At 44.7% G+C, this 26,829-nt stretch carries 31 protein-coding genes and 1 other RNA gene; 21 read left to right on the forward strand and 11 right to left on the reverse strand.

From position 1 onward, the window contains the following. Positions 1 to 61: 61 nt before the first annotated feature. A complete protein-coding gene (locus tag LGT40_RS06635; RefSeq protein ID WP_226070104.1) occupies positions 62 to 829 on the forward strand; it encodes an EAL domain-containing protein in 768 nt (255 codons plus the stop codon). Here the strand turns inward: LGT40_RS06635 and LGT40_RS06640 are convergent. Then, on the reverse strand, positions 809 to 1,336 hold the full coding sequence (locus LGT40_RS06640; RefSeq protein ID WP_226070106.1) for a DNA-deoxyinosine glycosylase: 528 nt from the start codon (positions 1,334 to 1,336) through the stop codon (positions 809 to 811). The genes LGT40_RS06635 and LGT40_RS06640 overlap by 21 nt on opposite strands. Then, positions 1,333 to 1,779, reverse strand: a complete 447-nt coding sequence (locus LGT40_RS06645; protein ID WP_226070108.1) for a DUF3465 domain-containing protein — start codon at positions 1,777 to 1,779, stop codon at positions 1,333 to 1,335. Before LGT40_RS06645 ends, LGT40_RS06640 begins: the two co-directional genes overlap by 4 nt. Positions 1,780 to 2,364: 585 nt before the next feature. On the opposite strand from LGT40_RS06645, the gene LGT40_RS06650 reads away from it, so the two are divergent. From LGT40_RS06650 to LGT40_RS06680, 7 genes are all read left to right on the forward strand, one after another. Continuing rightward, positions 2,365 to 4,023: a nitrite/sulfite reductase gene (locus LGT40_RS06650; protein WP_226070110.1), complete on the forward strand. Its 1,659-nt coding sequence runs from the start codon at positions 2,365 to 2,367 to the stop codon at positions 4,021 to 4,023. Continuing rightward, complete coding sequence (locus LGT40_RS06655) at positions 4,007 to 4,489, forward strand: DUF934 domain-containing protein (protein ID WP_226070112.1); 483 nt, start codon at positions 4,007 to 4,009, stop codon at positions 4,487 to 4,489. Before LGT40_RS06650 ends, LGT40_RS06655 begins: the two co-directional genes overlap by 17 nt. Positions 4,490 to 4,501: 12 nt before the next feature. Continuing rightward, a complete protein-coding gene (locus LGT40_RS06660) occupies positions 4,502 to 5,377 on the forward strand; it encodes a symmetrical bis(5'-nucleosyl)-tetraphosphatase (RefSeq protein ID WP_226070114.1) in 876 nt (291 codons plus the stop codon). A gap of 69 nt (positions 5,378 to 5,446) precedes the next feature. Beyond that, positions 5,447 to 5,929 carry a 6,7-dimethyl-8-ribityllumazine synthase gene (gene ribH, locus LGT40_RS06665; RefSeq protein WP_226070116.1) on the forward strand — a complete coding sequence of 161 codons (483 nt, stop codon included), beginning with the start codon at positions 5,447 to 5,449 and terminating at the stop codon, positions 5,927 to 5,929. Continuing rightward, a complete protein-coding gene (nusB, locus tag LGT40_RS06670) occupies positions 5,930 to 6,391 on the forward strand; it encodes a transcription antitermination factor NusB (RefSeq protein ID WP_226070118.1) in 462 nt (153 codons plus the stop codon). 47 nt (positions 6,392 to 6,438) lie between these two features. Further along, positions 6,439 to 7,413, forward strand: coding sequence for a thiamine-phosphate kinase (thiL, locus tag LGT40_RS06675; RefSeq protein WP_226070120.1), 975 nt, complete (start codon positions 6,439 to 6,441; stop codon positions 7,411 to 7,413). Then, positions 7,397 to 7,885: a phosphatidylglycerophosphatase A family protein gene (locus LGT40_RS06680; protein WP_226070122.1), complete on the forward strand. Its 489-nt coding sequence runs from the start codon at positions 7,397 to 7,399 to the stop codon at positions 7,883 to 7,885. Before thiL ends, LGT40_RS06680 begins: the two co-directional genes overlap by 17 nt. 35 nt (positions 7,886 to 7,920) lie before the next feature. Here the strand turns inward: LGT40_RS06680 and LGT40_RS06685 are convergent, their stop codons facing one another. From LGT40_RS06685 to moaB, 5 genes are read right to left on the reverse strand one after another with little or no spacing between them, the layout of a single operon-like run. Further along, on the reverse strand, positions 7,921 to 8,856 hold the full coding sequence (locus tag LGT40_RS06685) for a carbohydrate kinase family protein (protein ID WP_226070124.1): 936 nt from the start codon (positions 8,854 to 8,856) through the stop codon (positions 7,921 to 7,923). 4 nt (positions 8,857 to 8,860) lie between these two features. Then, the gene (gene rnd / locus LGT40_RS06690) at positions 8,861 to 10,009 is read right to left on the reverse strand and encodes a ribonuclease D (RefSeq protein ID WP_226070126.1); all 1,149 of its coding nucleotides are present in this window, start codon (positions 10,007 to 10,009) and stop codon (positions 8,861 to 8,863) included. A 37-nt stretch (positions 10,010 to 10,046) separates the two neighbouring features. Then, positions 10,047 to 10,937: an alpha/beta fold hydrolase gene (locus tag LGT40_RS06695; RefSeq protein ID WP_226070127.1), complete on the reverse strand. Its 891-nt coding sequence runs from the start codon at positions 10,935 to 10,937 to the stop codon at positions 10,047 to 10,049. 55 nt (positions 10,938 to 10,992) lie between these two features. Continuing rightward, entirely contained in the window at positions 10,993 to 11,244 is a 252-nt protein-coding gene (locus tag LGT40_RS06700; protein WP_226070129.1) for a glutaredoxin family protein, read from the reverse strand. Beyond that, positions 11,241 to 11,756: a molybdenum cofactor biosynthesis protein B gene (gene moaB / locus LGT40_RS06705; RefSeq protein ID WP_226070131.1), complete on the reverse strand. Its 516-nt coding sequence runs from the start codon at positions 11,754 to 11,756 to the stop codon at positions 11,241 to 11,243. The genes LGT40_RS06700 and moaB overlap by 4 nt, the downstream gene beginning before the upstream one ends. A 95-nt stretch (positions 11,757 to 11,851) precedes the next feature. On the opposite strand from moaB, the gene LGT40_RS06710 reads away from it, so the two are divergent. The 9 genes from LGT40_RS06710 (at position 11,852) to radA (ending at position 19,512) form a co-directional block, all read left to right on the forward strand. Then, a complete protein-coding gene (locus LGT40_RS06710; RefSeq protein WP_226070133.1) occupies positions 11,852 to 12,532 on the forward strand; it encodes a YiaD family glycine zipper/OmpA-like lipoprotein in 681 nt (226 codons plus the stop codon). A 37-nt stretch (positions 12,533 to 12,569) separates the two neighbouring features. Then, the gene (rlmB, locus tag LGT40_RS06715; RefSeq protein ID WP_226070151.1) at positions 12,570 to 13,298 is read left to right on the forward strand and encodes a 23S rRNA (guanosine(2251)-2'-O)-methyltransferase RlmB; all 729 of its coding nucleotides are present in this window, start codon (positions 12,570 to 12,572) and stop codon (positions 13,296 to 13,298) included. 103 nt (positions 13,299 to 13,401) lie between these two features. Continuing rightward, positions 13,402 to 13,746: a 30S ribosomal protein S6 gene (rpsF, locus tag LGT40_RS06720; RefSeq protein WP_226070136.1), complete on the forward strand. Its 345-nt coding sequence runs from the start codon at positions 13,402 to 13,404 to the stop codon at positions 13,744 to 13,746. Positions 13,747 to 13,761: 15 nt separating this feature from the next. Continuing rightward, positions 13,762 to 13,989, forward strand: coding sequence for a 30S ribosomal protein S18 (gene rpsR / locus LGT40_RS06725; RefSeq protein WP_014706206.1), 228 nt, complete (start codon positions 13,762 to 13,764; stop codon positions 13,987 to 13,989). A gap of 37 nt (positions 13,990 to 14,026) precedes the next feature. Further along, the gene (locus LGT40_RS06730) at positions 14,027 to 14,935 is read left to right on the forward strand and encodes a DUF2232 domain-containing protein (protein ID WP_226343178.1); all 909 of its coding nucleotides are present in this window, start codon (positions 14,027 to 14,029) and stop codon (positions 14,933 to 14,935) included. A 48-nt stretch (positions 14,936 to 14,983) separates the two neighbouring features. Continuing rightward, complete coding sequence (gene rplI / locus LGT40_RS06735; RefSeq protein ID WP_432758067.1) at positions 14,984 to 15,532, forward strand: 50S ribosomal protein L9; 549 nt, start codon at positions 14,984 to 14,986, stop codon at positions 15,530 to 15,532. Between the two features lie 101 nt (positions 15,533 to 15,633). Then, positions 15,634 to 17,046 (forward strand): replicative DNA helicase, encoded by a 1,413-nt coding sequence (gene dnaB / locus LGT40_RS06740; protein WP_226070140.1) that lies wholly within the window; start codon positions 15,634 to 15,636, stop codon positions 17,044 to 17,046. Then, positions 17,043 to 18,131 carry an alanine racemase gene (gene alr / locus LGT40_RS06745; protein ID WP_226070141.1) on the forward strand — a complete coding sequence of 363 codons (1,089 nt, stop codon included), beginning with the start codon at positions 17,043 to 17,045 and terminating at the stop codon, positions 18,129 to 18,131. Before dnaB ends, alr begins: the two co-directional genes overlap by 4 nt. Further along, complete coding sequence (gene radA / locus LGT40_RS06750) at positions 18,124 to 19,512, forward strand: DNA repair protein RadA (protein WP_226070142.1); 1,389 nt, start codon at positions 18,124 to 18,126, stop codon at positions 19,510 to 19,512. Before alr ends, radA begins: the two co-directional genes overlap by 8 nt. A gap of 3 nt (positions 19,513 to 19,515) precedes the next feature. On the opposite strand, the gene LGT40_RS06755 is transcribed toward radA, so the two are convergent. Next, complete coding sequence (locus tag LGT40_RS06755) at positions 19,516 to 19,893, reverse strand: PilZ domain-containing protein (RefSeq protein WP_226070143.1); 378 nt, start codon at positions 19,891 to 19,893, stop codon at positions 19,516 to 19,518. Positions 19,894 to 19,955: 62 nt separating this feature from the next. On the opposite strand from LGT40_RS06755, the gene hemJ reads away from it, so the two are divergent. Further along, a complete protein-coding gene (hemJ, locus tag LGT40_RS06760; protein ID WP_226070144.1) occupies positions 19,956 to 20,381 on the forward strand; it encodes a protoporphyrinogen oxidase HemJ in 426 nt (141 codons plus the stop codon). A gap of 40 nt (positions 20,382 to 20,421) precedes the next feature. Here the strand turns inward: hemJ and LGT40_RS06765 are convergent, their stop codons facing one another. Genes LGT40_RS06765 through LGT40_RS06775 form a run of 3 tightly spaced genes read right to left on the reverse strand, consistent with a single transcriptional unit; the run spans position 20,422 to position 23,259 of the window. Then, entirely contained in the window at positions 20,422 to 20,997 is a 576-nt protein-coding gene (locus LGT40_RS06765) for a BON domain-containing protein (protein ID WP_226070145.1), read from the reverse strand. Between the two features lie 40 nt (positions 20,998 to 21,037). Beyond that, entirely contained in the window at positions 21,038 to 21,394 is a 357-nt protein-coding gene (locus LGT40_RS06770) for a YraN family protein (RefSeq protein ID WP_226070146.1), read from the reverse strand. A gap of 5 nt (positions 21,395 to 21,399) precedes the next feature. Continuing rightward, positions 21,400 to 23,259 (reverse strand): penicillin-binding protein activator, encoded by a 1,860-nt coding sequence (locus LGT40_RS06775; protein WP_226070147.1) that lies wholly within the window; start codon positions 23,257 to 23,259, stop codon positions 21,400 to 21,402. Between the two features lie 92 nt (positions 23,260 to 23,351). On the opposite strand from LGT40_RS06775, the gene rsmI reads away from it, so the two are divergent. The 3 genes from rsmI (at position 23,352) to LGT40_RS06790 (ending at position 25,922) form a co-directional block, all read left to right on the forward strand. Continuing rightward, a complete protein-coding gene (rsmI, locus tag LGT40_RS06780) occupies positions 23,352 to 24,197 on the forward strand; it encodes a 16S rRNA (cytidine(1402)-2'-O)-methyltransferase (RefSeq protein ID WP_226070148.1) in 846 nt (281 codons plus the stop codon). A 24-nt stretch (positions 24,198 to 24,221) separates the two neighbouring features. Continuing rightward, positions 24,222 to 24,573: RNase P RNA component class A (rnpB, locus tag LGT40_RS06785), an RNA gene on the forward strand. Positions 24,574 to 24,629: 56 nt separating this feature from the next. After that, complete coding sequence (locus LGT40_RS06790) at positions 24,630 to 25,922, forward strand: tyrosine-type recombinase/integrase (RefSeq protein ID WP_226070149.1); 1,293 nt, start codon at positions 24,630 to 24,632, stop codon at positions 25,920 to 25,922. Positions 25,923 to 26,829: the final 907 nt, after the last annotated feature.

Below are 26,829 nucleotides of genomic sequence, written 5' to 3' on the forward strand. Positions count from 1 at the left end.
AACCGGTTTGCGTGGAAGACGATAATTTAGGTTACATTCTGTGCAACCGGGATGGTGAATAATGAAAGAACAAGCTGATTTTCGAAAGATTGGATGTGGTGAGTGTTTAAATAGCGGTTTATTGGGATTCGATTTTTCGATGGCCTTTCAGCCGATAGTTAATACCACTACCCGAACGGTTTATGCACAGGAGGCGCTGGTTCGTGGTACGCAAGGACAAGGAGCCGCCCATGTTTTTGAGAATGTTAATCAAGAAAATCGTTACCGTTTTGATCAAGCTTGCCGCGTCAAAGCCATCATGCTTGCTGCCGAACTCAGTATTAAATCGAAACTCAGTATTAATTTTATGCCCAATGCGGTTTATAAACCTGAACTGTGTATTCGAACGACACTTGAAGCCGCAGAGCTCTACAACTTTCCCATCAAACAAATCATTTTTGAAGTTACTGAAGGTGAGCAGATCAATGATCATGCGCATCTGCAGGATATTATTCATTGCTATCAACAGCAAGGTTTTATCACCGCAATCGATGATTTTGGTGCGGGTTATGCCGGGTTGAATCTGTTGGCGAATATGCAAACTGATTTGGTCAAGTTGGATATGGCCTTAGTGCGTAATATTCACAATGACAAGGTCCGGCAAACGATTACCCGGGGCATCATAGCTGTTTGTAATGACTTGAATATCACGGTGATAGCGGAAGGTATAGAATCCGCTCAAGAGCTCTATATTTTACAAGACATGGGAATTGAATTATTTCAGGGATTTTATTTTGCCAAGGCCAGCTTTGAGTCTTTGGCTGAAGTATCAGCTGATTGGTGGCGCTGATAATGCCTGATGCCAGATCTGTTGTTTCTGTGTATAGCTCATCGCTGCATGGGCGGGACTAGTCGAGGGTAATCTTAAATAATTCAATGAAATCTGAGCCGTTTCAAGCTGATTCAGCACATAACGTTTGAAAACCTGCTCTGCTTTGCCACCATTAAAAAAAATCTGGTTTATTGAAGAATGCTGCTGCAGAAATGTCACAAAATCATTAGCTACCATCGACTCTGTTTCAATATGCTGATCCAGGCTACCAGGACGAAGGCAGCTTTTTAATACATCCCACACAGCAATCTGTTTCTGTTTGAGCAGATCACAACGTTGTTGGTAGTCTAAACTTTCCGGTTGCTCAAAAAAAGAAGTCATGATTGGCCAAAACGCATTCCGCGGGTGAGCGTAATAACGTTGTTGTTTTAATGATTCCATTCCCGGCATGGAGCCTAAAATGAGAAATTTGGGCCGGGTTCCGACAATTGGCGGGAAACTGTAAGCGCGTTCTAATAACATCATTGATAAAGTCTATCATGATGCCGTATCCAGCCATGCGGATGACGATTGACAGGATCATGATGGGTCCAGTGAATTAAACCGCCTTTATCATTCCAGATATATTCACCATAAACCCTGACACGATCACCAATACTGATATCGTCTATTCGTGGTGCTAAATCAATATTGTGCACAATTAATAAAGTATTACCGCTTGGTAACTCAATAATAAAACGTTGATGGCGACTGCCTTCATTATCGTCTGATAACAGACGGATTACGGTGCCGGAAACCTCAATTTGAACATCGCTTTGGCGCTGTTCAATAAGTTGCTCTATTCCACTGCCATTTGGCGAAGTCTGAGGCGTCTGTGGTTCGGGATCATAAAAACTGCCGACAAAGATTAGAATGGCAAAGCCGAATATGAGCCATATTCTTTGTTGCATGCGTTTGAATTTAGACATACCTGATTGGCTCCGCCATAAATCAATTTAATAAACAACAGAATCTTACATACTTGAATGAGGCTGCTGAAATAACCAGTGTCCGCTGTTACCAAGTTGTCTAATCAGTTAGCAGACTCCATTAACAGCGCCGGTTTCAGCAAAACATAGCGGAACTACAAGCTTGTCTTATCATCAGACATAATCGAACCGCTAGATAGCACCATCTATTTTTCTCCTGAAGTATCAATAATAAGGACGATAACGATTCAATAGACTTGCAAGATATTAAATTCAGTTTTATTAATAGTTTTGCTCAAATAATCGCAGATTCAGGGTACTTCACATGGAATGCCGTAACGAATTGCGCTTGTTTTTTGCGCGCAATATGACCATTGCAAAATCATTAATCGTAATTTATTTGTCTGTCTGAAGTGATTAAAGCCTTCTATCCCAAGCGGCATAAACTTTCAGACCATCAAGAACAAATCATGATAATGCATTTTTAACCTGTCCATTAATATCGATATAGCCATTTATAATTTCCTGTTATAAGCCGTCATCGTTATAATGGGCGGTTCCATTGAAACCGTTTAGAGACCATAAATGTATCAATACGATAAGTATGATCAAACGATGATAGATCAGCGAGTAGCACAATTTCGCGATCAGACACGTCGTTTTCTTGCCGGAGAGTTGACTGAAGAGCAATTTCGTCCGCTACGCCTGATGAATGGTTTATACATTCAAATCCATGCACCGATGCTTCGCGTTGCTATTCCCTATGGCATGATGTCTTCACGTCAAGTCCGCAAAATCGCAGAAGTCGCACGCCGCTATGATAAGGGATATGTGCATTTCACTACGCGGCAGAATTTTCAAATGAACTGGCCAAAACTGGAAGAGGTGCCGGATATTCTGGCAGAACTTGCCAGTGTTCAAATGCATGCCATTCAAAGCAGCGGTAACTGCATTCGTAATACCACTTCGGATCAACTTGCCGGTGTAAATGCCAATGAAATTGAAGATCCACGCCCATGGGCTGAGATCATTCGACAGTGGTCAACATTCCATCCTGAGTTTGCCTATTTACCGCGTAAATTCAAAATCGCTGTGGTCGGTTCGAAAGAAGATCGTGCGGCAACCAAATTACATGATATTGGTTTGCATCTGGTCAAAAATCACGAAGGCGCAGTCGGCTTTGAAGTTCTGGTCGGCGGAGGACTGGGCCGTACTCCCATTATTGGCGAACAAATTCGTCCTTTCCTGGAAAAACAGGATCTGCTGTCTTACCTTGAGGCGATTCTGCGCGTGTACAACCGTCTTGGTCGCCGTGATAACAAATATAAAGCACGGATCAAAATTACCGTTCGGGAACATGGTATCAATCACATCCGTGAACTGGTTGAAGCTGAATGGGTACATATTCGTGACCAGCTAAAACTGGACAGTAAAGAAATTGAACGGGTAAAACAGTATTTCACTGAACCAGCATACGAACGTGATGTAGCAGATTCAGATAGCAGCTTTACAGAGCTGTTAGCTCAAGACAAAGAATTTGCTTTATGGGTGAAACAAAATACTGCGGATCATAAAATACCGGGATACCGCGCGGCTTATGTTTCATTAAAAAAACCAGGCCAGGCTCCGGGCGATATTACTTCCGAACAATTAGAAGTCGTTGCAGATCTGGCTGATGAATTCAGTTTTAGTGAAGTACGTTCTACTCATACGCAAAACCTTGTTTATACGGATGTCAAACAAGCTGATCTGTATGCGTTGTGGTTACGTCTCAATGCCGAAGGTTTGGCGACGCCAAACATTAATACGCTAACCGATATTATCTGTTGTCCTGGATTGGATTACTGTGGTTTGGCAAATGCGACTTCCATTCCACTCTCCAAAGGTATTGCGCAGCGTTTTGATGATCTCGACTATCTGCATGACCTGGGCGATATCAAAATCAAATTTTCTGGTTGCATGAATGGATGTGCTCACCAAAGCGTAGGCCATATTGGTATTTTAGGTGTCGATAAAAAAGGTGAGGAGTGGTATCAGTTTACCCTAGGAGGTAGCTCTGAAGCGGATGCCTCATTAGGTGAGCGCCTTGGCCGAGCCATTCCAAAAGAGGAAGTCATTGATACCGTAGCGCATTTACTGGATGCCTACATTGATTTGCGCCACGATGATGAGAGTTTTCTCGCCACTGTTCGTCGTGTCGGTGTTGATCCTTTCAAGGAGCGTGTATATGCAGAAGATCATTAAAGATCGAGAGATCGTTGAAGACAACTGGCAGCACCTTGATGATGAGGCGGCGTTGGTTGCCGGCAATATTACTGTTTCAATAACGCGCTGGCAGGAGCAACATGAAACTCTGAGCCATCACGAAGGTGGTTTGGGTATTCGGCTTTCGGGAGATGATCCACTAGAAGAAATTATTCCGGATTTGGGGCGCTTTCAACTGGTAGTGTTGTTATTTCCAGCATTTACTGATGGACGCTGTTACTCGTATGCGCGCTTGTTACGCGATCGTTACCACTATAAAGGTGAAGTTCGCGCACAAGGTGATGTGTTATACGATCAACTTTTTTATATGTCTCAATGTGGTTTTAACAGTTTTGAACTGGCCAACCCGAACCGTCTGACCCAGGCGTTAGCAGCATTTGACGATTTTAGCGAAAGTTATCAGGCAACAGTATTGAGACCTGAACCTTTGTATCGTCGCCGTTAATTCGCAAATCAGATGGCTGTTTATGCAATTGGTGATGTTCAGGGATGTTTTGCAGAACTGATCAAATTACTTGAAGCCCTCCAGTTTGATCCGCTGCAGGATCAAATCTGGTTGGCGGGTGACCTTGTTAACCGAGGTCCAAATTCGTTGGATACGTTGCGTTTTGTTCGTAACCTTGGTCAACAGTCAGCAAAAGTAGTCTTAGGTAACCATGATCTGCATATGCTGGCACATGCCGCGGGTAATCATGAGTTCAGCCATAGGCTGGATACCATCGAACCGGTACTCAATGCAGATGACAAGGATGAATTAATTGACTGGTTACGTCATCAGCCCCTGTTTTATCATGACAAACAATTGCAGTTTTCCATGGTACATGCTGGTCTTCCTCCGGAATGGAGCATTGAAGAAGCACTGGATCGAGCAGCGGAAGTTGAATCTGTATTGCAATCAGAGAACTGGCGGGAATTTTTTCAGCATATGTATGGAAATAAACCCAAACGCTGGTCTGCTGATTTAACCGGCTGGGATAGACTGCGCTTTATCACTAATTGTTTTACACGATTGCGTTATTGTCATGAAGACGGCAGTCTGGCATTAAAATTTAAAGGGGCGCCGAAGGATAAACCCGCTGAGCAGAAACCCTGGTTTATGATGCCAAATCGTGCCAGCATCAATGACAAAATTGTATTTGGTCATTGGTCCCAATTGGGAACGGGTCAGTATGACAATGTGTTTTCATTGGATAGTGGCGCCGTGTGGGGAGAGCAATTGACGGCAGTGCGTATTGATCCTATGCCGTATGAATGGACGGTGGTTGAAGCGGATCCAGAGAGTTTACCCCATGCGAAAAATAAAACAGCGGCTGAAAAGCAGCGCTGGCTGTAACTGACTGTTAGGCATTCATTTTTAAACACAGTACAATATCTTTTTTTCTCTTTTGGACATTTCTGAAATATGAGCAATATCAAAACCTTTTCAGGTGACTTTTCCGCAAAAGGTATACGAGTGGGTATCGTAGCAGGCCGTTTCAATGACTTTATTGTTGATAATCTGATTGCTGGTGCGGTGGATACATTATTACGTCATGGTGCTGCGGAAAAAGATATTGAAATCGCCCGTGTTCCCGGTGCAGTGGAAATTCCTCTGGCGGTACAGCGTATGGGAAAAACAGGTAAGTATGATGCCATCATCGCACTCGGTGCAGTCATTCGTGGTGGTACTCCTCATTTTGAATATGTTGCCGGTGAATGTTCAAAAGGTTTGGGCCAATTGACTCTGCAACTGGATATTCCAATCTCGTTTGGAGTATTGACGGTGGATACCATTGAGCAGGCGATTGAACGTGCCGGTACAAAAGCCGGTAACAAAGGGGCCGAAGCTGCCATGGGCACCATTGAAATGGTCAATGTATTACGTCAAATCGGAGCTGCCAAGTAAATGGCTGGTGGACTTCCCCGGACCCAGGCTCGACGTGCTGCTGTGCAAGCACTTTATCAATCTCTGGTGAATAATCAGGCACCTGAAAAAGATACAATGGATTTTGTTATGGCAGAGTATGCCAATAAAATCGACAAAAACTATTTTCAACTGCTGGTTGAAGGCGTGACCAAAGAAATGGATAACATCGACGCTGAACTATCCCATGCAGTTGATAGAAGCTTATCTGCTGTTGATCCGGTAGAAGTTTCGGTCCTGCGTCTGGCGGTTTTTGAATATATGCATCGTCCTGATATTCCATATCGTGTGGTATTAAATGAAGCTGTTGAATTAGCCAAGTCATTTGGCGGTGAACAAGGCCACAAGTACGTAAACGGTGTGTTGGATAAAATGGGCGCCCGTTTACGTCAGGTTGAGTATCAAGCTGCCAAAGCTGCTCGCGCTCAGAAAAAAGCGAATTGATTAATTGCCCCGAAAAGATGAACCCATCCAAACGGGGCTTTTCCTGAATGAAACCATCTCCCGAATTTTCATTGATCCAGCAATATTTTCAAGCATTAACGATGCGCCGTGCAGATGTGATTGTCGGCGTTGGCGATGATTGTGCTGTTTTAGATAATCCGCAAGATTGCTTTACCGCTATTTCCATCGATACGTTGGTACAAGGCATACACTTTTTTGCCGATGTGGATCCTTATCGTTTAGGTATCAAGGCATTGGCGGTCAACCTCAGTGATCTAGCCGCTATGGGCGCAAAACCAGCATGGTTTACGCTGGCATTAACCTTACCGGAAATTAATGATGACTGGCTAAAACAGTTTTCGGCCGGTTTAGCAGATATCGCTAATGATTATCAGATTCAGCTGGTTGGCGGGGATACCACCCGCGGTCCTTTAACTATTACTATTCAGGTGCATGGACATGTACCTAAAGATAACCTTCTGCAACGAAACGCCGCCAAAGCCTCGGATTTAATTTGTGTGACCGGATGCCTGGGGGATGCTGCCGCCGGTCTTCAATATCGGTTGGGACAACTTGATACGACGCTATTGACTGATGCGGATATAGGTTATTTGCTGCAACGTCTAGAAATGCCTACACCACGTAATCAAATCGGTGAGCAGTTGGTGGGAGCAGCTCATGCTGCAATTGATATTTCAGATGGTTTGCTGGCAGATTTGAATCATATTCTGACGGCCAGTAACAGAGGGGCAAAGCTGGATCTATCGGCTTTACCTTTATCTGTTGCATTGCAAAAATTACCTGAAGAAGTCGCGACCCAGTTGGCATTGACCGGTGGTGATGATTATGAATTATGTTTTACCGCAACGGCAGACAATGTCATGTTGATTAAACGACAATTTCCTGGGCTGATTCAAGTGATTGGTGAAATCACTGATAAAGCAGGTTTGTTTTTTCGGAATGCCCAAGGCGAGTGGCAGGGATTCTCAGAAATAAAGGCGGGCTATGACCATTTCTCTTAACAAGATAAGCTTTCTGGACTTACTCAAAAGACCGGTGTGTTTGCTTGCCTACGGATTCGGGGCGGGTCTATCACCCAAAGCGCCCGGAACCATCGGGACAATTGTGGCGCTGCCCATTTATTGGTTGCTGCGTGATCTCGACTTGATCAGGTATTTGCTGATTACCGTGATAGCGTTTATTGCCGGAGTTTGGATTTGTCAGCAAGCAGTCAATTGGTTGAAACAGGATGATCCTTCTTCTGTGGTATGGGATGAAATTGTCGGTTATCTGGTGACAATGATAGCCGCACCAGCAGGCTGGCAATGGATGTTACTGGGATTTGTCTTATTCAGGGTATTTGATATTTGGAAACCTTGGCCGGTGTCACTGGCTGATCGCAAGCTACATGGTGGCTTTGGCATTATGGTTGACGATGTGATCGCGGGTATATTTGCTGCAGCGGCCTTACAGTTTTGTCATTACATGCTCTGAAACTGCCCTCAGACAGTCCCAGAGCTTATAATCAGTTAGCTGAGGCGCATACCAAAGTTTTGTTCAAAGCGTGCTGCAAAGCTTTCAGCTGTAAATTGATGATTCTGCGTACCATGATGTTCGATTTTAATAGCACCCAGTAATGATGCGATACGCCCAGTCATCTCCCAATCCTTGCCATGCTGGATGCCATGCAGCAACCCGGCACGATAGGCATCACCACAACCAGTCGGATCCACGACTTTTTCGGCTTTAGCGCATGGAATATCAATGCGTTTACCTTCTGTATAAATATGTGAACCCTGCGCACCTCTTGTGATGATCAGGGCGTCAACTAATTTGGCAATTTCTTCAGATGGCAGACCGGTTCTGTCTTCAAATAACTGGGCTTCATAATCATTAAGGGCAATATAAGAAGCCAGACGGGCGAACTGCAGCAGATCCTCACCGTTAAACATGGGCAGTCCCTGGCCTGGATCAAAAATAAAAGGAATTCCTGCATCGGCAAATTGTTGGGCATGTTGAATCATGCCGTCACGACCATCAGGCGCAATAATACCTAGCGTAATATTTTGTGCCTCGTTGATGTTCGTTTCATGAGCCAGATTCATTGCGCCAGGATGGAAAGCAGTAATCTGGTTGTCGTCGATATCGGTCGTGATATAGGCTTGAGCTGTAAAATGATTCTCTTTGACATGGACATGGCGTCTATTAATAGCGTACTTGTCCATCCAGGCTGCATAAGCCGCAAAGTCACTCCCCACAGTTCCCATTGGGACCGGATTATCACCCAGCATTTTCATGTTGTATGCAATATTACCGGCGCAACCACCAAACTCGCGACGCAATTCCGGCACAAGAAATGACACATTCAACATATGCACTTTGTCCGGCAGAATATGATTTTTGAATTGATCTGGAAACACCATAATATTGTCGTAGGCAAATGAGCCACAGATAAGTACCGACATGTTGCTATACCTCTTGTGTGTGAATTTGTTGTGTATCAGCAGTGACTGATAGGTGACCTTCGATAAATGCGGTCAGATGATGCCCGACGATTTGATTGCGCCAACCTTGTAATAAAGGCAGATCCTTCTCACCACGTACCAGTTTTTCTATATCTTTACGGCTGGCGACAGCAATTGGCGTAATAGATTGCTCATCACAGAATTTACGTAATAATGCCATCAACGCATCAATAAGTGCTTCTTGCTGATTACTTAATGGTTCAGGTTTGAGCAATATGGGCCATTGCTCGGCAGGTGTCTGTTTTGCCTTACTGATGACTTCAATAATGGCTCGTCCACTTCGCTCGATATCGCGTGCCTCAATACCGCGGATTTGACTGAGTTTTTCCAACTTTTCCGGTGCAAATCGTGCCAGATCCAGCATGACTTCGTCTTTAAGAATCCAACGTCTTGGTCGATCCCTGTCCATCGCACGTTGTTCACGCCATGCAGCTAACTGTTGCAATACAGCGAGTTGTACACCCTTTAACTTACCGGCACCACGAATTTTACGCCAAATGGTTTCTGGGTCTGCAATGTAATTAGCTGAATCAGACAGGGCGGCAAAATCTTCCTTAAGCCATTCCGTACGGTGTTGTTTTTCCAGATCAGCGGACATTTGATGATATAACTCACGCAGGTAACGTACGTCATCTGCTGCATATTCCAATTGTTCTGCACTTAATGGGCGCTGCGTCCAATCTGCACGAGAATGGGCTTTATCCAGGTTGACGTCCAGTCGTTGTTTGACCAGATTGCCATAGCCGATTTGATCACCATCGCCGAGAATCGTCGCCGCTAATTGTGTATCAAACAGGTTGGGGGGAAGACTGTTTTTTAACAAAAAAAACAATTCCAGATCCTGCCGTGCAGCATGAAAAACCAGTGTTATATCGGGCTGATACAGCAGATCAAGCAAAGGAGTGAGATCTTTTATCGCAATCGGATCGATGCATGCAATAACGTTGTCATTGGCAATCTGGATCAGACAAAGTTGCGGGTAATAGGTTTTTTCGCGCAGAAATTCGGTATCGATCGCCAGCCATTTGCTGTGCTGAATTTCTGTACAAAATTGTGTTAGAGCCGCTTCCGAATCAATGTAAAGAACAGTCATGTTATCCAGCTAAAAAAAGCGGTCAGTATAACTGTTTTTAAAGGATATTGCGGGCGTGTACCTGGGTCAGTACCTGTTCAATAGCTTCGATGATAATTTCAGGTTGTTCATGCGGAATTGCGTGACCACTTCGGTTGGCAAACATATGGGTACTGATAGGTGATAAGCGTGACAGATCCTGCTGTAAATCAATCCAGGTTTTTTCTCGTTGTTGCTGGCCTATATCACCAAACCATTCAGGTTTGCCACGACTGATTACAATGAGTGGAACGGTGGGTAATGCTGAATTTTTTTGTAACTGGACTGAGCTCTCATCCAGTGCGGAAATTTCAGCTCTTGCTGCATGAAATGCGCGCTCACGTAATACCGGTGCTTTGTTGGCATGGGCAGTGCTATCCGTCGATTTTGGCAAAATCATAATAGTGCCACGGCGATTAAAGTTATTTGGTAATTTGATTTGGAATTGTGTGTATTGATCCTCATGAGAGGCATCCACTAAAACCATACCCGCTACCATCTGAGGATTGTTTGCTGCAAAAATCCGGATGTTATACCCACCAAAAGAATGACCAACCAGAATGTAGGGGGGCGGAACTTCGGCTTGTATAAGCAGCTCTTCCAGCTCTTGAGCAATTCTATTACTGGTACGTGGTGATGGACCAAAATCACTCCAGCCATAACCGGGGCGATCAAATACACAAATACGAGCAGAACTGGACACAGCTTTTTGAATCGGCAGCCAATCAGTGGAATCATCTCCCAGCCCCACATCGACTATGACTGTGGGACTGCCTGACCCCATACAGTGGATATGCAACTGATAGCCACCGATATCAAAACGTTGGCCAGGAATCGCAGGAAATTCAGCAGCGATTAACGGTGCGGAAACGGACCAAAACACTAACAGAGGCCAGATCAACGCTTTCATTCATTAGCTCCGATGCGATTCACATAAACAGTTATGTTAAGAGCTGCAGCAGGTATTAAAGTTCCACGTAATTTGAAGCGATTTTATGCAAAATGTCATTTTGATTAAATGGCCAGTTCAGCTCACTTTGGTCGGGAAATTTTATGACAGGAATACGCACTCCATATTGTTCCACCAACATTTCATCATCACCGATTTCAACCACATCTACAGTAATCTGAGCAGCCAGGGGTAAGGTTTTAATCTGTTCAACTGCAAGATCGCATAAATGACATCCTGCCGTTGAAAATAATTGCAGTTCGATCATTTTTCGCGTAACCGGGGGATAAGTTCAACAAAATTACAAGGGCGGTGACGGATATCAAGCTGGTGCTGTAGTATGTCATCCCAGCCGGTTTTACAGGCACCCGACGAGCCCGGCAGACAGAAAATAAAAGTACCGTTTGCCACACCGGCAATCGCTCTTGATTGCACTGTAGAGGTTCGGATGAGGTCATAAGAAATTTGGCGAAACAGTTCACCAAATCCTGTGATTTCTTTATCAAATAATACTTGAACGGCTTCTGGCGTTCCGTCTCGACCCGTCAGTCCGGTTCCGCCCGTAGTGATAACGACATCAACCTGCTCATCGCATATCCATTGGGAAACAATGGCTCGGATTTGATAAATATCATCGGCCACAATTTGCTTATCCGCCAGTTCATGTCCGGCAGCAATCACTCTGTCTTGTAAGGTTTTACCGGAAACATCATCGACTTCTGTACGAGAATCTGAGATGGTTAAAATGGCAATTTTGACGGCAATAAAGTCTTGTTCCATTAGTCGTAGTGCTCAAATGTAAAGAATTGAAAACAAGTATAGCCACCCTATAACCAAGGGTCTAGAATGCAATGCCGTAGTGAGGAGTTATAAAAATGAAAAAAGTTTTATTAGTATCAGCGATTTCATCAGCACTCATCTTGTCGGGATGTGCCACGGACGATCCGAATATGCGCACGAAACGCGGTGCAGCAATTGGTGCCGCCGCGGGCTCTCTCATTGGTTATGCAATCGATGATGGTGCTGGTGGTGTTATTGCCGGCGCAGCAGTGGGAACATTGGCAGGCGCGGGCGTTGGCCGTTATATGGATAATCAGCAGCGTGAAATGAATCAGGCCTTGGCGGATGAACAGGCGCGGAATGAATTGCAAATTCAGCAATTGCAGGATGAATCGTTAAAAATCGATATTTCCAATGAAGTGTCTTTTGATTTTGATAGCTCAGCCATCAAACCCGCTTTTGAACCGACATTGAATAAAGTCGCGGATGTTTTACAACGTTATCCTAAAACAATTATTCACGTTATCGGCCATACCGACAGCAAAGGTTCAGAAAGTTACAACCAACAACTATCTGAACGCAGAGCACAATCGGTGACAAATTATTTTGCAACCCGTGGTGTGATGCAGGAGCGACTGGTTCCAATGGGACGCGGTGAACTTGAGCCACGTGCCACTAATGACACAGAAGCCGGACGGCAGTTGAATCGTCGTGTAGAAATTATTGTTAAACCTATTGTTGAGGGACAGGAAGCTGAAGCCTACCAAACGCCGTAAAGGCACATCTGAAAGACATCAGACACCATCGCAAGATCTGATTTTTGGTTTGCATGCAGTACAGGCGGCTCTGGAGTCGCCTGTATCACGAGTAGCCGAAATTTGGGTGGCTGATGAACGCCATGATCAACGAGTTGAAACTATTTATAAGTTAGCGGGTGATTTGGGGATACGTTTACATAAAACTCAACGTCAGCAACTGGATGAAATGGTGCCTGAAAATCGACATCAGGGCTGTGTAGCACGTTGTCATCCATTAGCCACACTGGATGAATCTGACCTGGATGTTTTACTGGATAACCTGCAACAGACACCATTTTTGTTGATTTTAGATGGTGTGCAAGATCCGCATAATCTGGGGGCTTGTTTACGAACAGCTGAAGCCGCTGGCGCGCATGCTGTGATTGCGCCTAAAGATCGTGCATCAGGCTTGACGCCGACAGCAATAAAGATTTCCAGTGGAGCTGCAGAACGCCTGCCATTTATTCAGGTAACCAACCTTGCGCGAGTTTTACGCGATCTGCAACAACGCGGCATCTGGCTAGTCGGTACCTCGGGTGACTCAGAAATGAGTTTATATCAAGCTGATCTCAAAGGACCTCTAGCAATCATACTGGGAGCCGAGGGGCAGGGTATTCGGCGGTTAACCCGCGATCATTGTGATCAGGTTATGTATATCCCGATGCAAGGTGCTGCTGAAAGTCTCAACGTATCTGTCGCTGCAGGTGTCTGCTTATTTGAAGCAGATCGTCAACGTCGCTTGTGAGCAGCTACTAAAATAAAGTAAAATGCCAGATTACCTTTGATAGGTAAAACTCCTTGCTTTCTGAAATTTTTCAGTAAGCTGTATAAACCGTGAGGAGCTCAAATTGAGACATTACGAAATCGTGTTTCTGGTCCACCCTGATCAGAGCGAACAAGTGCCTGGTATGATCGAGCGCTATACCCAAACATTGACTGCTGCTGGCGGTCAGGTTCACCGTCTGGAAGACTGGGGTCGTCGTCAGTTAGCTTACCCAATCAATAAAGTTCACAAAGCACATTATGTGTTGATGAATGTTGAATGTGGTGTTGAGCAATTGAATGAAGTCACTACGGCTTTCCGTTTTAATGATGCCGTTATTCGTCACCTTGTCGTCAGCATGGACGAAGCTGTTACAGAAGCTTCACCAATGATGCGCAAAGACGACGAAAAACCCGCTTCACAAGCCTAATCAGGAGATATCACGATGGCACGTTTTTTCAGACGTAGAAAATTTTGTCGTTTCACTGCCGAAGGTGTGAAACAAATTGATTATAAAGATGTAAACCTGCTTAAAAATTTCGTTACTGAAACAGGCAAGATCGTTCCAAGTCGAATTACCGGTACTAAAGCTCGTTACCAGCGTCAGCTGTCAACTTGTGTTAAACGTGCACGGTTTTTGGCATTGCTGCCTTACTGTGACATGCACAAGTAATTTAGCCGCTTAGTTGAAACGTCAAAATTAAATATTTATGTTGCGTGGTATAGCTAATTTTGCAATGAAAGGTCGCTGGCAGGCTGCTTTAGCCGCTGCTTTGCTATCAGTTGCTGCAATGTTAATACCTCCACTCAATTATCTTGCTAGCGGGGTAATTGTACTGGCGACTTTACGCGTCGGTCCCAAAGAAGGGCTGCGTGTCATGGCGGCAACATTAGTGGTTTTTGCGGTAGTTGCCGGTTTGCTATTAGGTCAGATCTGGATCGCTGTAGTTTTATTCGTGACCAGTTGGTTACCGGCTTACTTGGTGACACTGGTACTGGGATATAGTCGATCTTTGGAGCGGGCTCTTTTGGCCGCTGCAGGTGCCGGTATTCTGGTGGTGTTGGTGGTCCATATTTTCCTACCCACACCGGCATTATGGTGGCAAGAAGTTTTGGGGCCATTTGTTCAGCTATTATCAGAGCAATCTGGTTGGCAATTGAACGCAGCCGATACCCAAAACTTTCTGGTGCAAATGGCCAGTATGATGACAGGTCTCATGGCCGCTGCAGTAAGCGTTAACATTATTCTGGGTATTTTAATTGGCCGGGCCTGGCAAGCTTCGTTATACAACGAAGGGGCTTTCGGTAGTGAATTTACTCAGATAACACTGGGTAAAACACTGGCTATCGTGACAGCTGCTCTTATGGGACTATCGCTGACACCTGTTGCCGGATCACTGTCACTTTTAATAGATTGTTTACCTGTTCTGCTGGTGCTGTTTGCAATACAAGGTATTGCTGTTGCACATGCAGTAGTCCGGGCAAAGCAAAAATCTGTTATTTGGCTCGTTGTGATGTATGTGCTGATGGTGTTAATGCTGCCACAAATGTTGATTTTGACTGCCTCACTTGGCGTTTTGGAACAATGGTTTAATTTTCGCAAGCGCTCAAGGGCGTGATGCGGTTATTTTATAAGCAGTCTTTGACTGCGAATGAGGGTTAGAACGATGCAAGTAATTTTGCTGGAAAAAGTTCAAAAGCTTGGCAATTTGGGTGACGAAGTTAGTGTAAAAGCTGGCTATGGTCGTAACTATCTGGTTCCTGCTGGTAAAGCGTTACCTGCTAACAAGAACAACAGACTGAAATTTGAAGAACGTCGCGCTGAATTAGAAGCTGCGGCTGCCAAATTACTCACCGCCGCTCAAGAACGTGAGAAAAAACTGGTTGCAGCTGGTGATGTTGATATCATGGCTAATGCGGGTGTTGAAGGTAAATTGTTCGGTTCAGTTACTGCTGCAGATATCGCTGATGCGGTAAATGCTAAAGGTGCTGATGTCGACCGTAATGAAGTCCGTTTACCAACAGGCCCGTTACGTCATACTGGTGAATACAACATTGATGTGCAGTTACATGCGGATGTCGTTGTTAGTGTGAAAGTTAACATTACTTCTGAAGCTGAACTTGCTGCTATTGCTGCAGCAGAGGAAGCACGTAAAGCGCGTGAAGCTTCACGTGAAGAAGCGGAAGCAATCGCCAAAGCACAAGAACAACAGTAAGAAGTTTGACTGACAGGGGTATAGTGAATGCTATACCCCTGTTATTTTTGTGATTCAGCGTTATTGAATCAATGCTTGTTTAACCAGCTTGGACAAATGCTGTGGAACAGATAACTTATCCAGAAAGCTATCAAGACAGCGCAACTCAGGCCTTGAAGGTCCCACCGCATTCAGTTGAAGCTGAACAGTCGGTTTTAGGCGGCTTGATGCTTGATAACAGTGCCTGGGAACAGGTATCTGATCTCCTGGTTGAGCAGGATTTCTACCGCCACGATCATCAGCTTATTTTCCGCGGCATAGCGGAATTAATGGAGCAAGCCAATCCTGTAGACGTCATCACTTTAGCTGAGTGGCATAATCAGCGAGGTGAACTCGATAAGGTTGGTGAATTAGCCTATCTCGGCGCGCTTGCGCGCAATACTCCTAGTGCAGCAAATATCAAGGCTTACGCCGCGATTGTCCGTGAGCGTTCTATCTTGCGTCAACTTATTCAGATTGGTAATAACATTGCCAATATGGCTTTTACTCCGGAAGGGCGTAATAGCGAAGAAATGCTTGATACGGCTGAACGACGCGTCTTCGAAATTGCCGAAAAAGGGGCAAAACGTGGCGGCGGATTTATTCAGGTCAAAGATGTACTAAGTAAAGTCGTTGATAAAATTGATACGCTGTTTGAACAGGACAGCGGGATTACCGGTCTCCCTACCGGGTTTATTGATTTTGACGATCAAACCTCAGGCCTGCAACCAGCGGATTTGATTATTATTGCTGGCCGGCCTTCTATGGGTAAAACAACTTTTGCTATGAATATAGCTGAAAATGCAGCGATTCATAGCAAACTACCGGTTGCTGTATTCAGTATGGAGATGCCTGCCGATTCATTGGCGATGCGTATGTTGTCGTCATTGGGACGTATTGACCAGCATCGTTTACGCACTGGACGACTTAACGATGATGATTGGCCACGACTGACTTCAGCAATTGCTTTATTAAATGAAGCGCCGTTATTTATTGATGATACGGGTGGTTTGACGCCATCTGAACTCAGAGCCCGGGCAAGACGTTTAAAACGTGAACATGGGTTGAGCTTGATTATCATCGATTATCTACAGTTAATGAGCGGTAGCGCTAATGGACGGCAAGCTGAAAATCGTACCAATGAGATTTCTGAAATTTCCCGTTCATTAAAAGCACTTGCCAAAGAGCTAAATGTACCAGTTATTGCTTTGTCTCAGTTAAACCGTTCATTAGAACAGCGACCAAATAAACGTCCGGTAATGTCAGATCTGCGTGAATCGGGAGCGATCGAGCAGGATGCTGATATTATTGTGTTTATCTATCGTGATGAAGTTTATAACGAAGATTCTGCAGAAAAAGGCAAGGCAGAAATTATTATCAGTAAACAGCGTAACGGTCCAATCGGAACCGTGGCATTAACCTTTCAGGGCAAATATACGCGTTTTGAAAATTTTGCTCCGGCGTACTATCAAGATTATGGTGATAATGAATCGTGAGTCGTTATCCGTTTGCCCGCATTGATCTGGCAGCACTGAAATATAATTTACAACGAGTTCGTCAATTCGCTCCTCAGAGTCAAGTGATGTCGGTGATTAAGGCCGATGCTTACGGACATGGCGTTATTCAGGTTGCCCAAGCACTTAAGCAAAGTGATGCGTTTGCAGTGGCAAGATTAAAAGAAGCCATAACACTTCGACAACAGGGTTTTCAACAGCCAATCACTGTTTTTGAAGGTGTCAGTACTATTGAAGAATGGCAATTAGCTGCTGAATATGATTTAACACCAGTATTGCATCAACAAAAACATCTCGATTTTTTACTGAAAGCTGATATCAAGCAGCCATTTCCTTTTATGTGGCTCATGTTAGAAACCGGTATGCACAGACTGGGGCTGCCTGCGCCAGTTATCGAGCAGATTATCAAACAGCTGGAAGGGCGGACCGATCTTATCGAGAAACTGGGATTAATGAGTCATTTTGCTAATTCCGACTTGGTTAATGATGCCAGAAATCAACAACAACTAGCAGTAATGCAAAATCTTGCTGAAAAGTCGGGATTAGCCGTTTGTATGGCAAATTCAGCCGCGATTATCAGTCTGCCAGCATCGCATTATCAGTGGGTGAGACCGGGTTTGATGCTTTATGGCGTATCACCCTTCGCTGATAAATCGGGAGCAGAGGTCGGACTGAAGCCAGTGATGCAAATCATTTCAAAATTGATTGCCAGCCAGCAGTTATCGGCAGGGGATGAAGTAGGCTATGGTGGACAATGGACTGCAGAAAAAACGATGAGGATGGGCGTAGTCAGCATTGGATATGGTGATGGTTACAGCCGCCATTTATCAAATGCAGGTGAAGTGATTATCAGAGGTCAACGTGTGCCGGTGATTGGTCGAGTCTCGATGGATACGATTTGTGTCAATCTTGAAGCATGTCCCGAGGCGAGACTTGATGATGAAGTGATTATTTGGGGAACCGAAGCGCTGACGGTTGAATGGTTAGCTGAACAGGCGGGCACGATTCCATACGAGTTACTCTGTTGCGTGACCCCACGTGTGATCAGGGAGTATCTGGATGGCTAAAGCCAAACGTGTCTATGTTTGTCGTGAGTGTGGTGCACAAACTCCACAGTGGGCGGGAAGGTGTACCGATTGTGGTGCCTGGAACAGTCTTGAAGAATCAGTACAAACTAGCGCTAAACCCACCGCAACGCTGAATAAACATACGGGGTATGCCGGGCAGCAGCAAAATACGGTTCAGGCATTAAAAACCATCACTTCTGAACAGGCTGTTCGCTGGTCAACAGGATTGCCAGAATTAGATCGTGTACTAGGCGGTGGTTTAGTAACCGGTTCAGTGGTGCTGATTGGCGGTGATCCGGGGATCGGAAAATCAACCCTGTTGTTACAGGCCATGGCCAGTATGGCCGAGTTAAGCGGTATCAATCCGCTTTATATCAGTGGTGAAGAATCCTTACAGCAAATCCGTCTGCGCGCGGAACGTTTGCAATTACAGGAAACACCGGTCGATTTGCTGGCAGAAACTCATGCCGAACAAATGATGGCTACCGCCCAGCTACGCCAACCACAAGTGATGGTTATAGATTCAATTCAAACCGTTTTTACAGAATTGCTGCAATCGGCACCCGGAACAGTAGCGCAGGTCCGTGAAAGTGCAGCTCAGTTAGTAAGGTTTGCAAAAACCAGCGGTATCACGATGATTCTGGTTGGACATGTGACCAAGCAAGGTGCATTAGCCGGTCCACGTGTCCTGGAACATATGGTCGATACGGTTTTATATTTTGAAGGAGACAGTTCTACCCGCTTTCGTATTTTAAGGGCTGTTAAAAATCGTTTTGGCGCAGTGAATGAATTGGGTGTATTTGCCATGACTGAGCTGGGCCTGAAAGAGGTCAGCAATCCTTCGGCAATATTTCTTTCCCGCGGTGAACAAGCGGTTCCAGGCAGTATCATTACAGTGATTCGCGAGGGCAGTCGGCCCATGCTGGTAGAAGTTCAAGCGCTGGTTGATGAGAGTCCATTGGGCAATCCACGACGTGTCTCAGTAGGGCTGGAACAGAATCGGTTAGCGATGTTATTGGCCATATTACATCGTCATGGTTGTATCACTTGTCATGATCAAGATGTTTTTATCAACGTAGTTGGTGGGGTTAAGCTTAGCGAAACAGGTGCTGATCTGGCTGTTATATCAGCGGTAATATCCAGTCTACGTAACAAAGCAATTCCACAGGATTGGGTGGTGTTTGGTGAGGTTGGATTAACTGGTGAAATTCGTCCTGTTCAAGCCGGCGAGGAACGTATTCGTGACGCAGGGAAACATGGCTTTAAAGTGGCATTGGTGCCAGCTGCCAATGCTCCACGAAAGGCAATTTCAGGGCTTAAAGTGATTGCTGTTCATCATTTGCAGCAAGCAATAGATGCTCTTAAAGATGGCTGGATGTGAGCATCAATTATCCGACATAGCTAATAAAGCGGATAGTTCTCGATGTAATAACCCCTCGTCAGCCAGATTCAGCTCAACCAGTCTTTTTAAATGGGTAATGCTGTCAAGGTCGATAAGTTTACAATGAAACCCGATACTGTTGGCATCCATATGCGCCATTTCTGCCTGCATTTTAATGACAATCTGCGCGTCATCTAGCAACAGATCAACGTTAAAATTATCTGTCAGCTTGCCCAACCAGTTTTCGGGGCGGGTAATTAATAATCCGTTAAGTGACACATCAATTACCCGACAATTCAGATAGATGTCACCCTTAGTCGTTAAAATATGCGCATTAGCCGTGAAAGGAATACGGCTAAAATACCTTCGTTCATCGGACATCGTTGATCTCCAGTTTAATATGAACGGATACTATCATTGTTTCTAATAAGGAGTCATTGCAGATGTTATGGATAAAGGCGTTCCATTTGATGGCCGTTGTAACATGGTTTGCTGCCTTGTTTTATTTGCCAAGGTTATTTGTTTATCACGCGATGTGCGAGGATCAAGCCGGTAACGAACGTTTTAAAATCATGGAACGTAAACTCTATCGTGGCATCATGACCCCCAGTGCGATTATTACCCTGCTACTGGGCATATGGCTAATGAGCTTCTACACCTTGGATCAATTGAAATCCATGTATTGGTTGCATGCAAAACTAACTTTGGTAACGCTCCTGTTTGCATATCACGGAATATGTGGGCGAATACTCAAGCAGTTTGCCGCAGATAAAAATCAACGTAGCCATGTATTTTATCGTTGGTTTAACGAGATGCCAGTGCTGATATTAATTGCAGTAATGATTTTAGCAGTGGTGAAACCGTTTTAAAAAAAAAGCCCCTCTGAGAGGGGCTTTAGGTTTGCATAAATTAATCGATATATTCGAATATTTTCACCACCCGTAAAACTCCTTTTACAGAACGAGTCACGGCGACTGCACGGTCAGCTTCAGGCTTGGTAACTTTGCCCATCAGGTAGACCGTTCCTCTTTCGGTAACGACTTTGACATAGAACGGATCGACATTTTCATCCTGGGTAATTCTGGTTTTGACTTTGGTCGTGATCCAGCTATCGCTACTTCTGGAAGTTAATGCGCTCGGCCCCGAAATCGCCAGTTCATTAAAGACTTTACGTACTTTAGGAATGTCTTTAACTAGATTTGTGGCTTTTTGTTTAAGAGCTTCGCTGGGCGTTTCGCCTGACAACAATACAAATCCGTTGTAGCTTGTTACATTGATATTACTTTGATTATAAATGTCTTTATCCTGAAAAATAGCATATTTAGCTTTCACTTCAATGCTTTGATCATCCAGTATCGCTCCTGCGGTTCGACGATCATACGCGACTGCAGCAGTCGTTGCGGCGCCACCGACCACCACCGCTGCACATGCTTGCAGAAGCATTATGGGAATCAGTAATAATAAGACCAGTCTGAATTGGTGCATGGGTTTTTCCTCATTGAAAGAGTGCTGATGAAATTGTGGCTTAGTTTAGTTGAAAAGCATCCTGAATCCATAAAATTTGATCAGGTGAATTTGCCGTAACGGCGATTGCATCAAATCGACAATTATGGGGCCATCCAGATTGCATTAAATAATGCTGAGCTGTGGTGATAATACGTGATTGTTTGGCACTTGTAATACTTTCCAATGCACTTCCATGATAAGCATTGCGTCGAAACCGAACCTCGATAAATACCAGGGTTGTTCCATCCTGCATGATCAGATCAATTTCCCCGCGACGGCAGTGAAAGTTACGCTGGATGAGCTTTAATCCACGTTTTTTAAGGTAATCACAAGCTAATTGCTCCGCCTGCTTACCAGACTGGAGATGGTCGGCCATATATTTTATTCACTGGTAAGTGGCTCAATCAGTCCATTACGTATTGTCGCGATAGGCATTGAACGTTCAATCTGGCCTTGCTCATTAATTGTCAGTGTACCGGTCGCTCCTTTATATTCTTCGCTTTCAGAGCTGGTCATGGTCGGTAAGAAAGGAATCATTCGATAGGCATCGACTCCCAATGCTGCCAAACGCATAAATGTCCCGATATCACCGGATGCTTGACGCCGTACAGCGGCATAAGCTGGATCCTGTGCAGATTGTTCGCTAAACATCCAAGGTATATCGGTAAAAATTAAGCCATTTAAATCAATATCCTGTTGAGCATTAGCCTCACCACCGTATGCATGAGAGGTCGCAAGGATCGGTAGTTGTCCTGAACGGTGGAAGCGTAATTGGGTTAATAACTGCCGCGCTTTCAAAGGCCGGCCAACCATAAATAGAAAGTCCACATCTTGACGTCTTCGTGGTTCAAATTCCAAAGATTGTCCCAGCGTACGGCGAAGGTTCTGATAACGTTGATTACTGCTATCAACACCGAGGATGGGCGTCAGGATATGAGAATAGTCATTCTCTGCCTCATCATATTTTGCACGTGTAACAAGTTGCCCGCCCAAAGTCTGCCATTCATCAGCAAAAGCCTGTACAACGCGATCACCCCAGTCACTTCGAGGACTTAAAACGATAGCTCGTTTGTAGCCCTGTTGGTTCGCATATTCCGCTTGAGTACGGGCATCATCTTCAGGAGCCAGAGCAAATTGAAAAAAGTTAGCCTGATCAATGTCCTGATTAATACGATTGAGAGCTAACACAGGGATTGATAGGGCATCGTATGTTGCCAATATTTCAACTGAGACCTTATCTAAAGGACCAATGATGATATTGGCGCCATCTGCTACAGCTTTATCATATTGTGAGATGACATTATTGGCATCCGGCGTATTACCGGGGCGCACATCATAAAACTGCAAACGTACATTTGACTGTGCATTAAAATGTGCTGCAATAATGCCCTGGCGGATCGCCTGAGCTGCATTTGCTGCAGGCCCCGAATCGGGTAATAAGATGCCTATCAAATCGAGTTGCTCAGGAAGACGGACTGGTGTTTTGATGGATTTTTTTAATTGTTCAACATCGGCAGGGTGATTCGGATAACTGTATTGCCAGTCCTCAATGGCAACTTCTATCGCTTCCGGATTATTTTCATAGGCTTTAAAAGCATAGGCTAAAGCGAACCAGCCACTATCCTCGGCGGGCGGTTGACCCGGATTATATAAATCCAACGCCTGTGGGGTCATTTTCATTAATGTTTGCCACAAGGCTAGATGGTTATTTTCACGCTCACCCTCTGGCAACATTCCATCAAGCTTGATGTGAGCCAGGGCTTTTTCCAGCCAGTTTTCAGTCAAATCATAAGCTGTGATGCGTAACTCAAGAATGCGTTTTTGTTGTGCCGTGTTGGCGGAAGCAAAATCAATTTTATCCAGATGCTGCAAAGCAGTCTGACCATCCAGATTTAATACTGCGATATCCGCACGTAATAAATTGGCCGTCAGCTGCTCAGCTGACGTCAGTTGTTCAAGGTTGGTTTCTGCGAGGAGAGCATCTGCCTCAGCCAATTCGCCCAATTCATACTGCATGATAGCTGCACGATATTGGAATGCCGATTTCAGCGCACCTTCAGATTCTGCCGCTTTTGTTAAATACTCTTCAGCGGCAACGGCATAATCACCTTGTTTCTCAGCGTCAGAAATCAACGTTGTCATGTCAGGACCGCTGGGTTTAGTTTCCATGGAGATTGGCTGACAGGCTGATAATGTCAGAATGGCCAACAACATAAGCAGGGCGGAAAATCGTTGCGTCATAAGCTACATCAAATTTAGTTCGGAGAAGGCATCATCTTACCTGTTCGCGTATATTACGACCAGAATCAATATTTCTTTTCAGGATATACGCCGTGAAAGACGCTACAGCCGCACTTTACATTGTTGCCACGCCAATCGGCAATCTCGCCGATATCTCAGCGCGCGCCATTGAAGTCCTGTCTTCAGTGGATTTAATTGCAGCGGAGGACACTCGCCACAGCAAATATTTGTTACAACATCACGGTATCGAAACTCCAACTATTTCTCTGCATGAACATAACGAGCAGCAGCGCAGTGAATTATTGTTAACAAAAATAGCGGACGGAAATTCCATTGCTCTGATTTCAGATGCCGGTACACCATTAATCAGCGATCCGGGGTTTCGACTGGTCAATATGGCACGTGAACAGGGTGTTGAGGTGATTCCTATACCTGGCGCCTGTGCCGTTATTACCGCCTTATCAGCCTCTGGACTATCCGCTGAACGCTTTGCTTTTGAAGGGTTTCTGCCGCCGAAAGCTACGGCACGTCGCCAGGTTTTGGAAAAGCTGGTAAACGAACCGCGAACAATGATTTTTTATGAAAGTCCCAAACGGATGGTAGCGAGCTTGCAGGATATGTTGAGCGTATTTGGTGGTGAGCGTAAAGCATGCTTGGCACGTGAACTGACAAAAATGTTCGAAACCATTGTTACACTACCGTTAGCCGAATTAGTCGAGGTCGTCATCAGCGACGCAAATCATCAAAAGGGTGAGATAGTCCTCCTTATCGAAGGGCAATCAACGGTAACGGATATTGATGAAGCTGAGCAGCTGCGGGTGTTAAACATTCTGCTGAAAGAAATGCCGTTAAAGCAGGCTGCGAGCATCACGGCATCGATTCTTGGTATCAAGAAGAATAAAGCTTATGAGATGGCGTTGAAACTTCAGCAAAAATAACACTGCTACGGTAAAATAACTGGTTGAGATGGCCAGACAATCGCGCTTGCAAGAGTGAGGAAAGTCCGGGCTCCATAGGGTAAGGTGCCAGGTAACACCTGGGGGACGTAAGTCCACGGCCAGTGCAACAGAGAGTAAACCGCCTGAATGTAGTTCAGGTAAGGGTGAAAGGGTGCGGTAAGAGCGCACCGCGCTTCTGGTAACAGAAGTGGCATGGTAAACCCCACCAGGAGCAAGACCAAATAGAGGAACAAATGCTTCGGCATGACATGCGGCCCGCATGGTTCCCGGGTAGGTTGCTTGAGGCAGATGGTGACATCTGTCCCAGATGAATGATTGTCCACGACAGAACCCGGCTTATCGGCCATCTCAAACTTATATTTATGGTTCTGTATCAATGGGTTACGACTCCAATCAAGGAGACTCTGACTTATGGTACAAGAACTGGTACAAACTGGAAACTCTTACGTTTATCTCAGACGGAAAACTTATTATTTCCGCGTGTTGATTCCTCAGCATTTACGAGAGCTTTGTCCCTCGTTACCACGAGAGATAAAACGTAGCCTTCGTACTGACTCCCTGACAGATGCCCTCGCAATGGTCAGTGACAAAATCCCTCTGATTCGTTTGTTAAGAAGCACTGATAATGCTGATACTTTGTTGGCAATATGTCAGCGGTTATCCGACTTCAGTAAACAAGTAAGCCAATGGGTTAAGTCCAAACTGAAAAGTTATGGGCAACAACTTGAGAGTCCACCCGCATGGCCTGAACGAAAGCGTAAAGTGATTCCTCTCGATCGTGCATGGCAAGACTTCAGTGAATGGAAAAAATGGACTGACAAACAGGCCAAAGCAAATCAGAGAATGTTTGATAACCTTCGTTTGTTCCTTGGTAATAAAGATGTAAGGGATATCACCAAGAGACATCTTAAAATTGCATTGGAAGGCATCTCGCAATTACCTCAGAGAAACAAGAAACAATACAATCAGATTCCCCTTGAGAAGCTACCTGAGATCACAATACCTGATGAAGATAGGGTATCCGGCAAGTACGTTAAAGAACACCTCAAACTTGCACAGAGCTTCTTTAGCAGTTATCTAAAGCATGAAGCTGATCTTATTCAAGTTTCACCAAGTGAAGGCGTAAGCTGGGACTACGAAAACAGACGTTTTGGTTGCCTAACCGATTCAGAAGTAATGGATGCGATTGAAAAAGCTAAGTTAAAACCAGAGTGGTTTAGGTGGTTCTTGTTAATGGCTGCTTATTCTGGAGCAAGACGCAGTGAAATTGCAGCGCTAACAAAGGACGACATTAAGCTTTGCCCAGATACCAAGCGTTATTACTTTATCGTCAAGGAGGGTAAGACTAAAGCGGCTAGACGTACAGTTCCGATACACAACCATCTGATTGAACTCGGATTATTGGAGTGGATTGACTCCAGCAACTACCGCTTTTTCAATACTGCTTATGAGAATCTGAACAGAGTAACTGATTTATTCGGCTCCATACTTGAAAGAAACGTCAATGATCACGGTGAACGTCTAGTATTTCACTCTCTCAGACATACATTTATTACAAAGGCTAGAGCGGCTGGAATAAATAATGTTTTGGTTCAGCAAGTCGTTGGGCACGAGAAGTATGGTGCTGGACAAACTGATCGTTACACTCATACTTTCCAACTAAAAGACGTGTTAAAGGTTGTTGACTGCATTCAATACCCTTAGAACGCGCTTCGTGATCCTCTGATCTTGTTTCTCCTGAAGGATGAACCTAGGGTAGCTGAAACAAATTCTGTGCGGTTAGATCAAGATGTAACTAATTTCAGTTTCTTGGAAGCTGCTCTCAGTGTCATGTATGTGATGCCCTGTTTATTCTTTTCAGAATACCGCAAGTATGATCTCCTGATCGACTTTCAGCAGACCCGAGCCATCACTCTATCAGCAAGGATAGAAAGACGATCAGAAGGGCTTGGGGAATCCTTAAAGCTGATACTTTTTCATGATTGTCATCAATATATGACCTGACAATGACCAAAGTCGCTGAACTGATACTGACACAATCTCTAACGGATAACTGGCAGATCAAGCTCTGAAATACGTTAGTTTTTCTGAAGTATTTTGTGGGGTTTTTCTGTCTTTCCTGACAATGACTTAACTTACTTATCCACAAATTACCACGCACCTTAGGAAGAACCTAACATAGTTCGACCGGGGGCAGTATGCGTTTTATCGTATGCTGACGGCATGAAAAGGAAACTATTCGTTATAAGTCCGTGAATCTGAAAGTTTCGACGTAAAGACAAAAGTGTTTTTTACAGAGACATTTAAGGTTTTTCTCCCTTACCCTTCACTATGACTTTAAGTCGAAGCTGTCCAGAGTAATGCGCCCGGGTTGGACTGGGAATAACGCCATGCCTCGGAATAATCGGAAGTAGAACTAACAAACTACTAGACGCTATTTCGTTGAAACTCTGGTAGAGATGAAGGTGCCTTACAGGGGCACTGGAGTACTCGTAATATGATGCTGTGGGGGGTGGGTTTCCCACAAATTCACGGACACATAGTTAAGCCCGTATAGCCTTTTTCAAATTCTACCGGACTAATTCCGCCTAATGTCGAATGACGACGTTTC

The organism is Methylophaga pinxianii, from assembly GCF_020447225.1.
GTDB lineage: Bacteria > Pseudomonadota > Gammaproteobacteria > Nitrosococcales > Methylophagaceae > Methylophaga > Methylophaga pinxianii.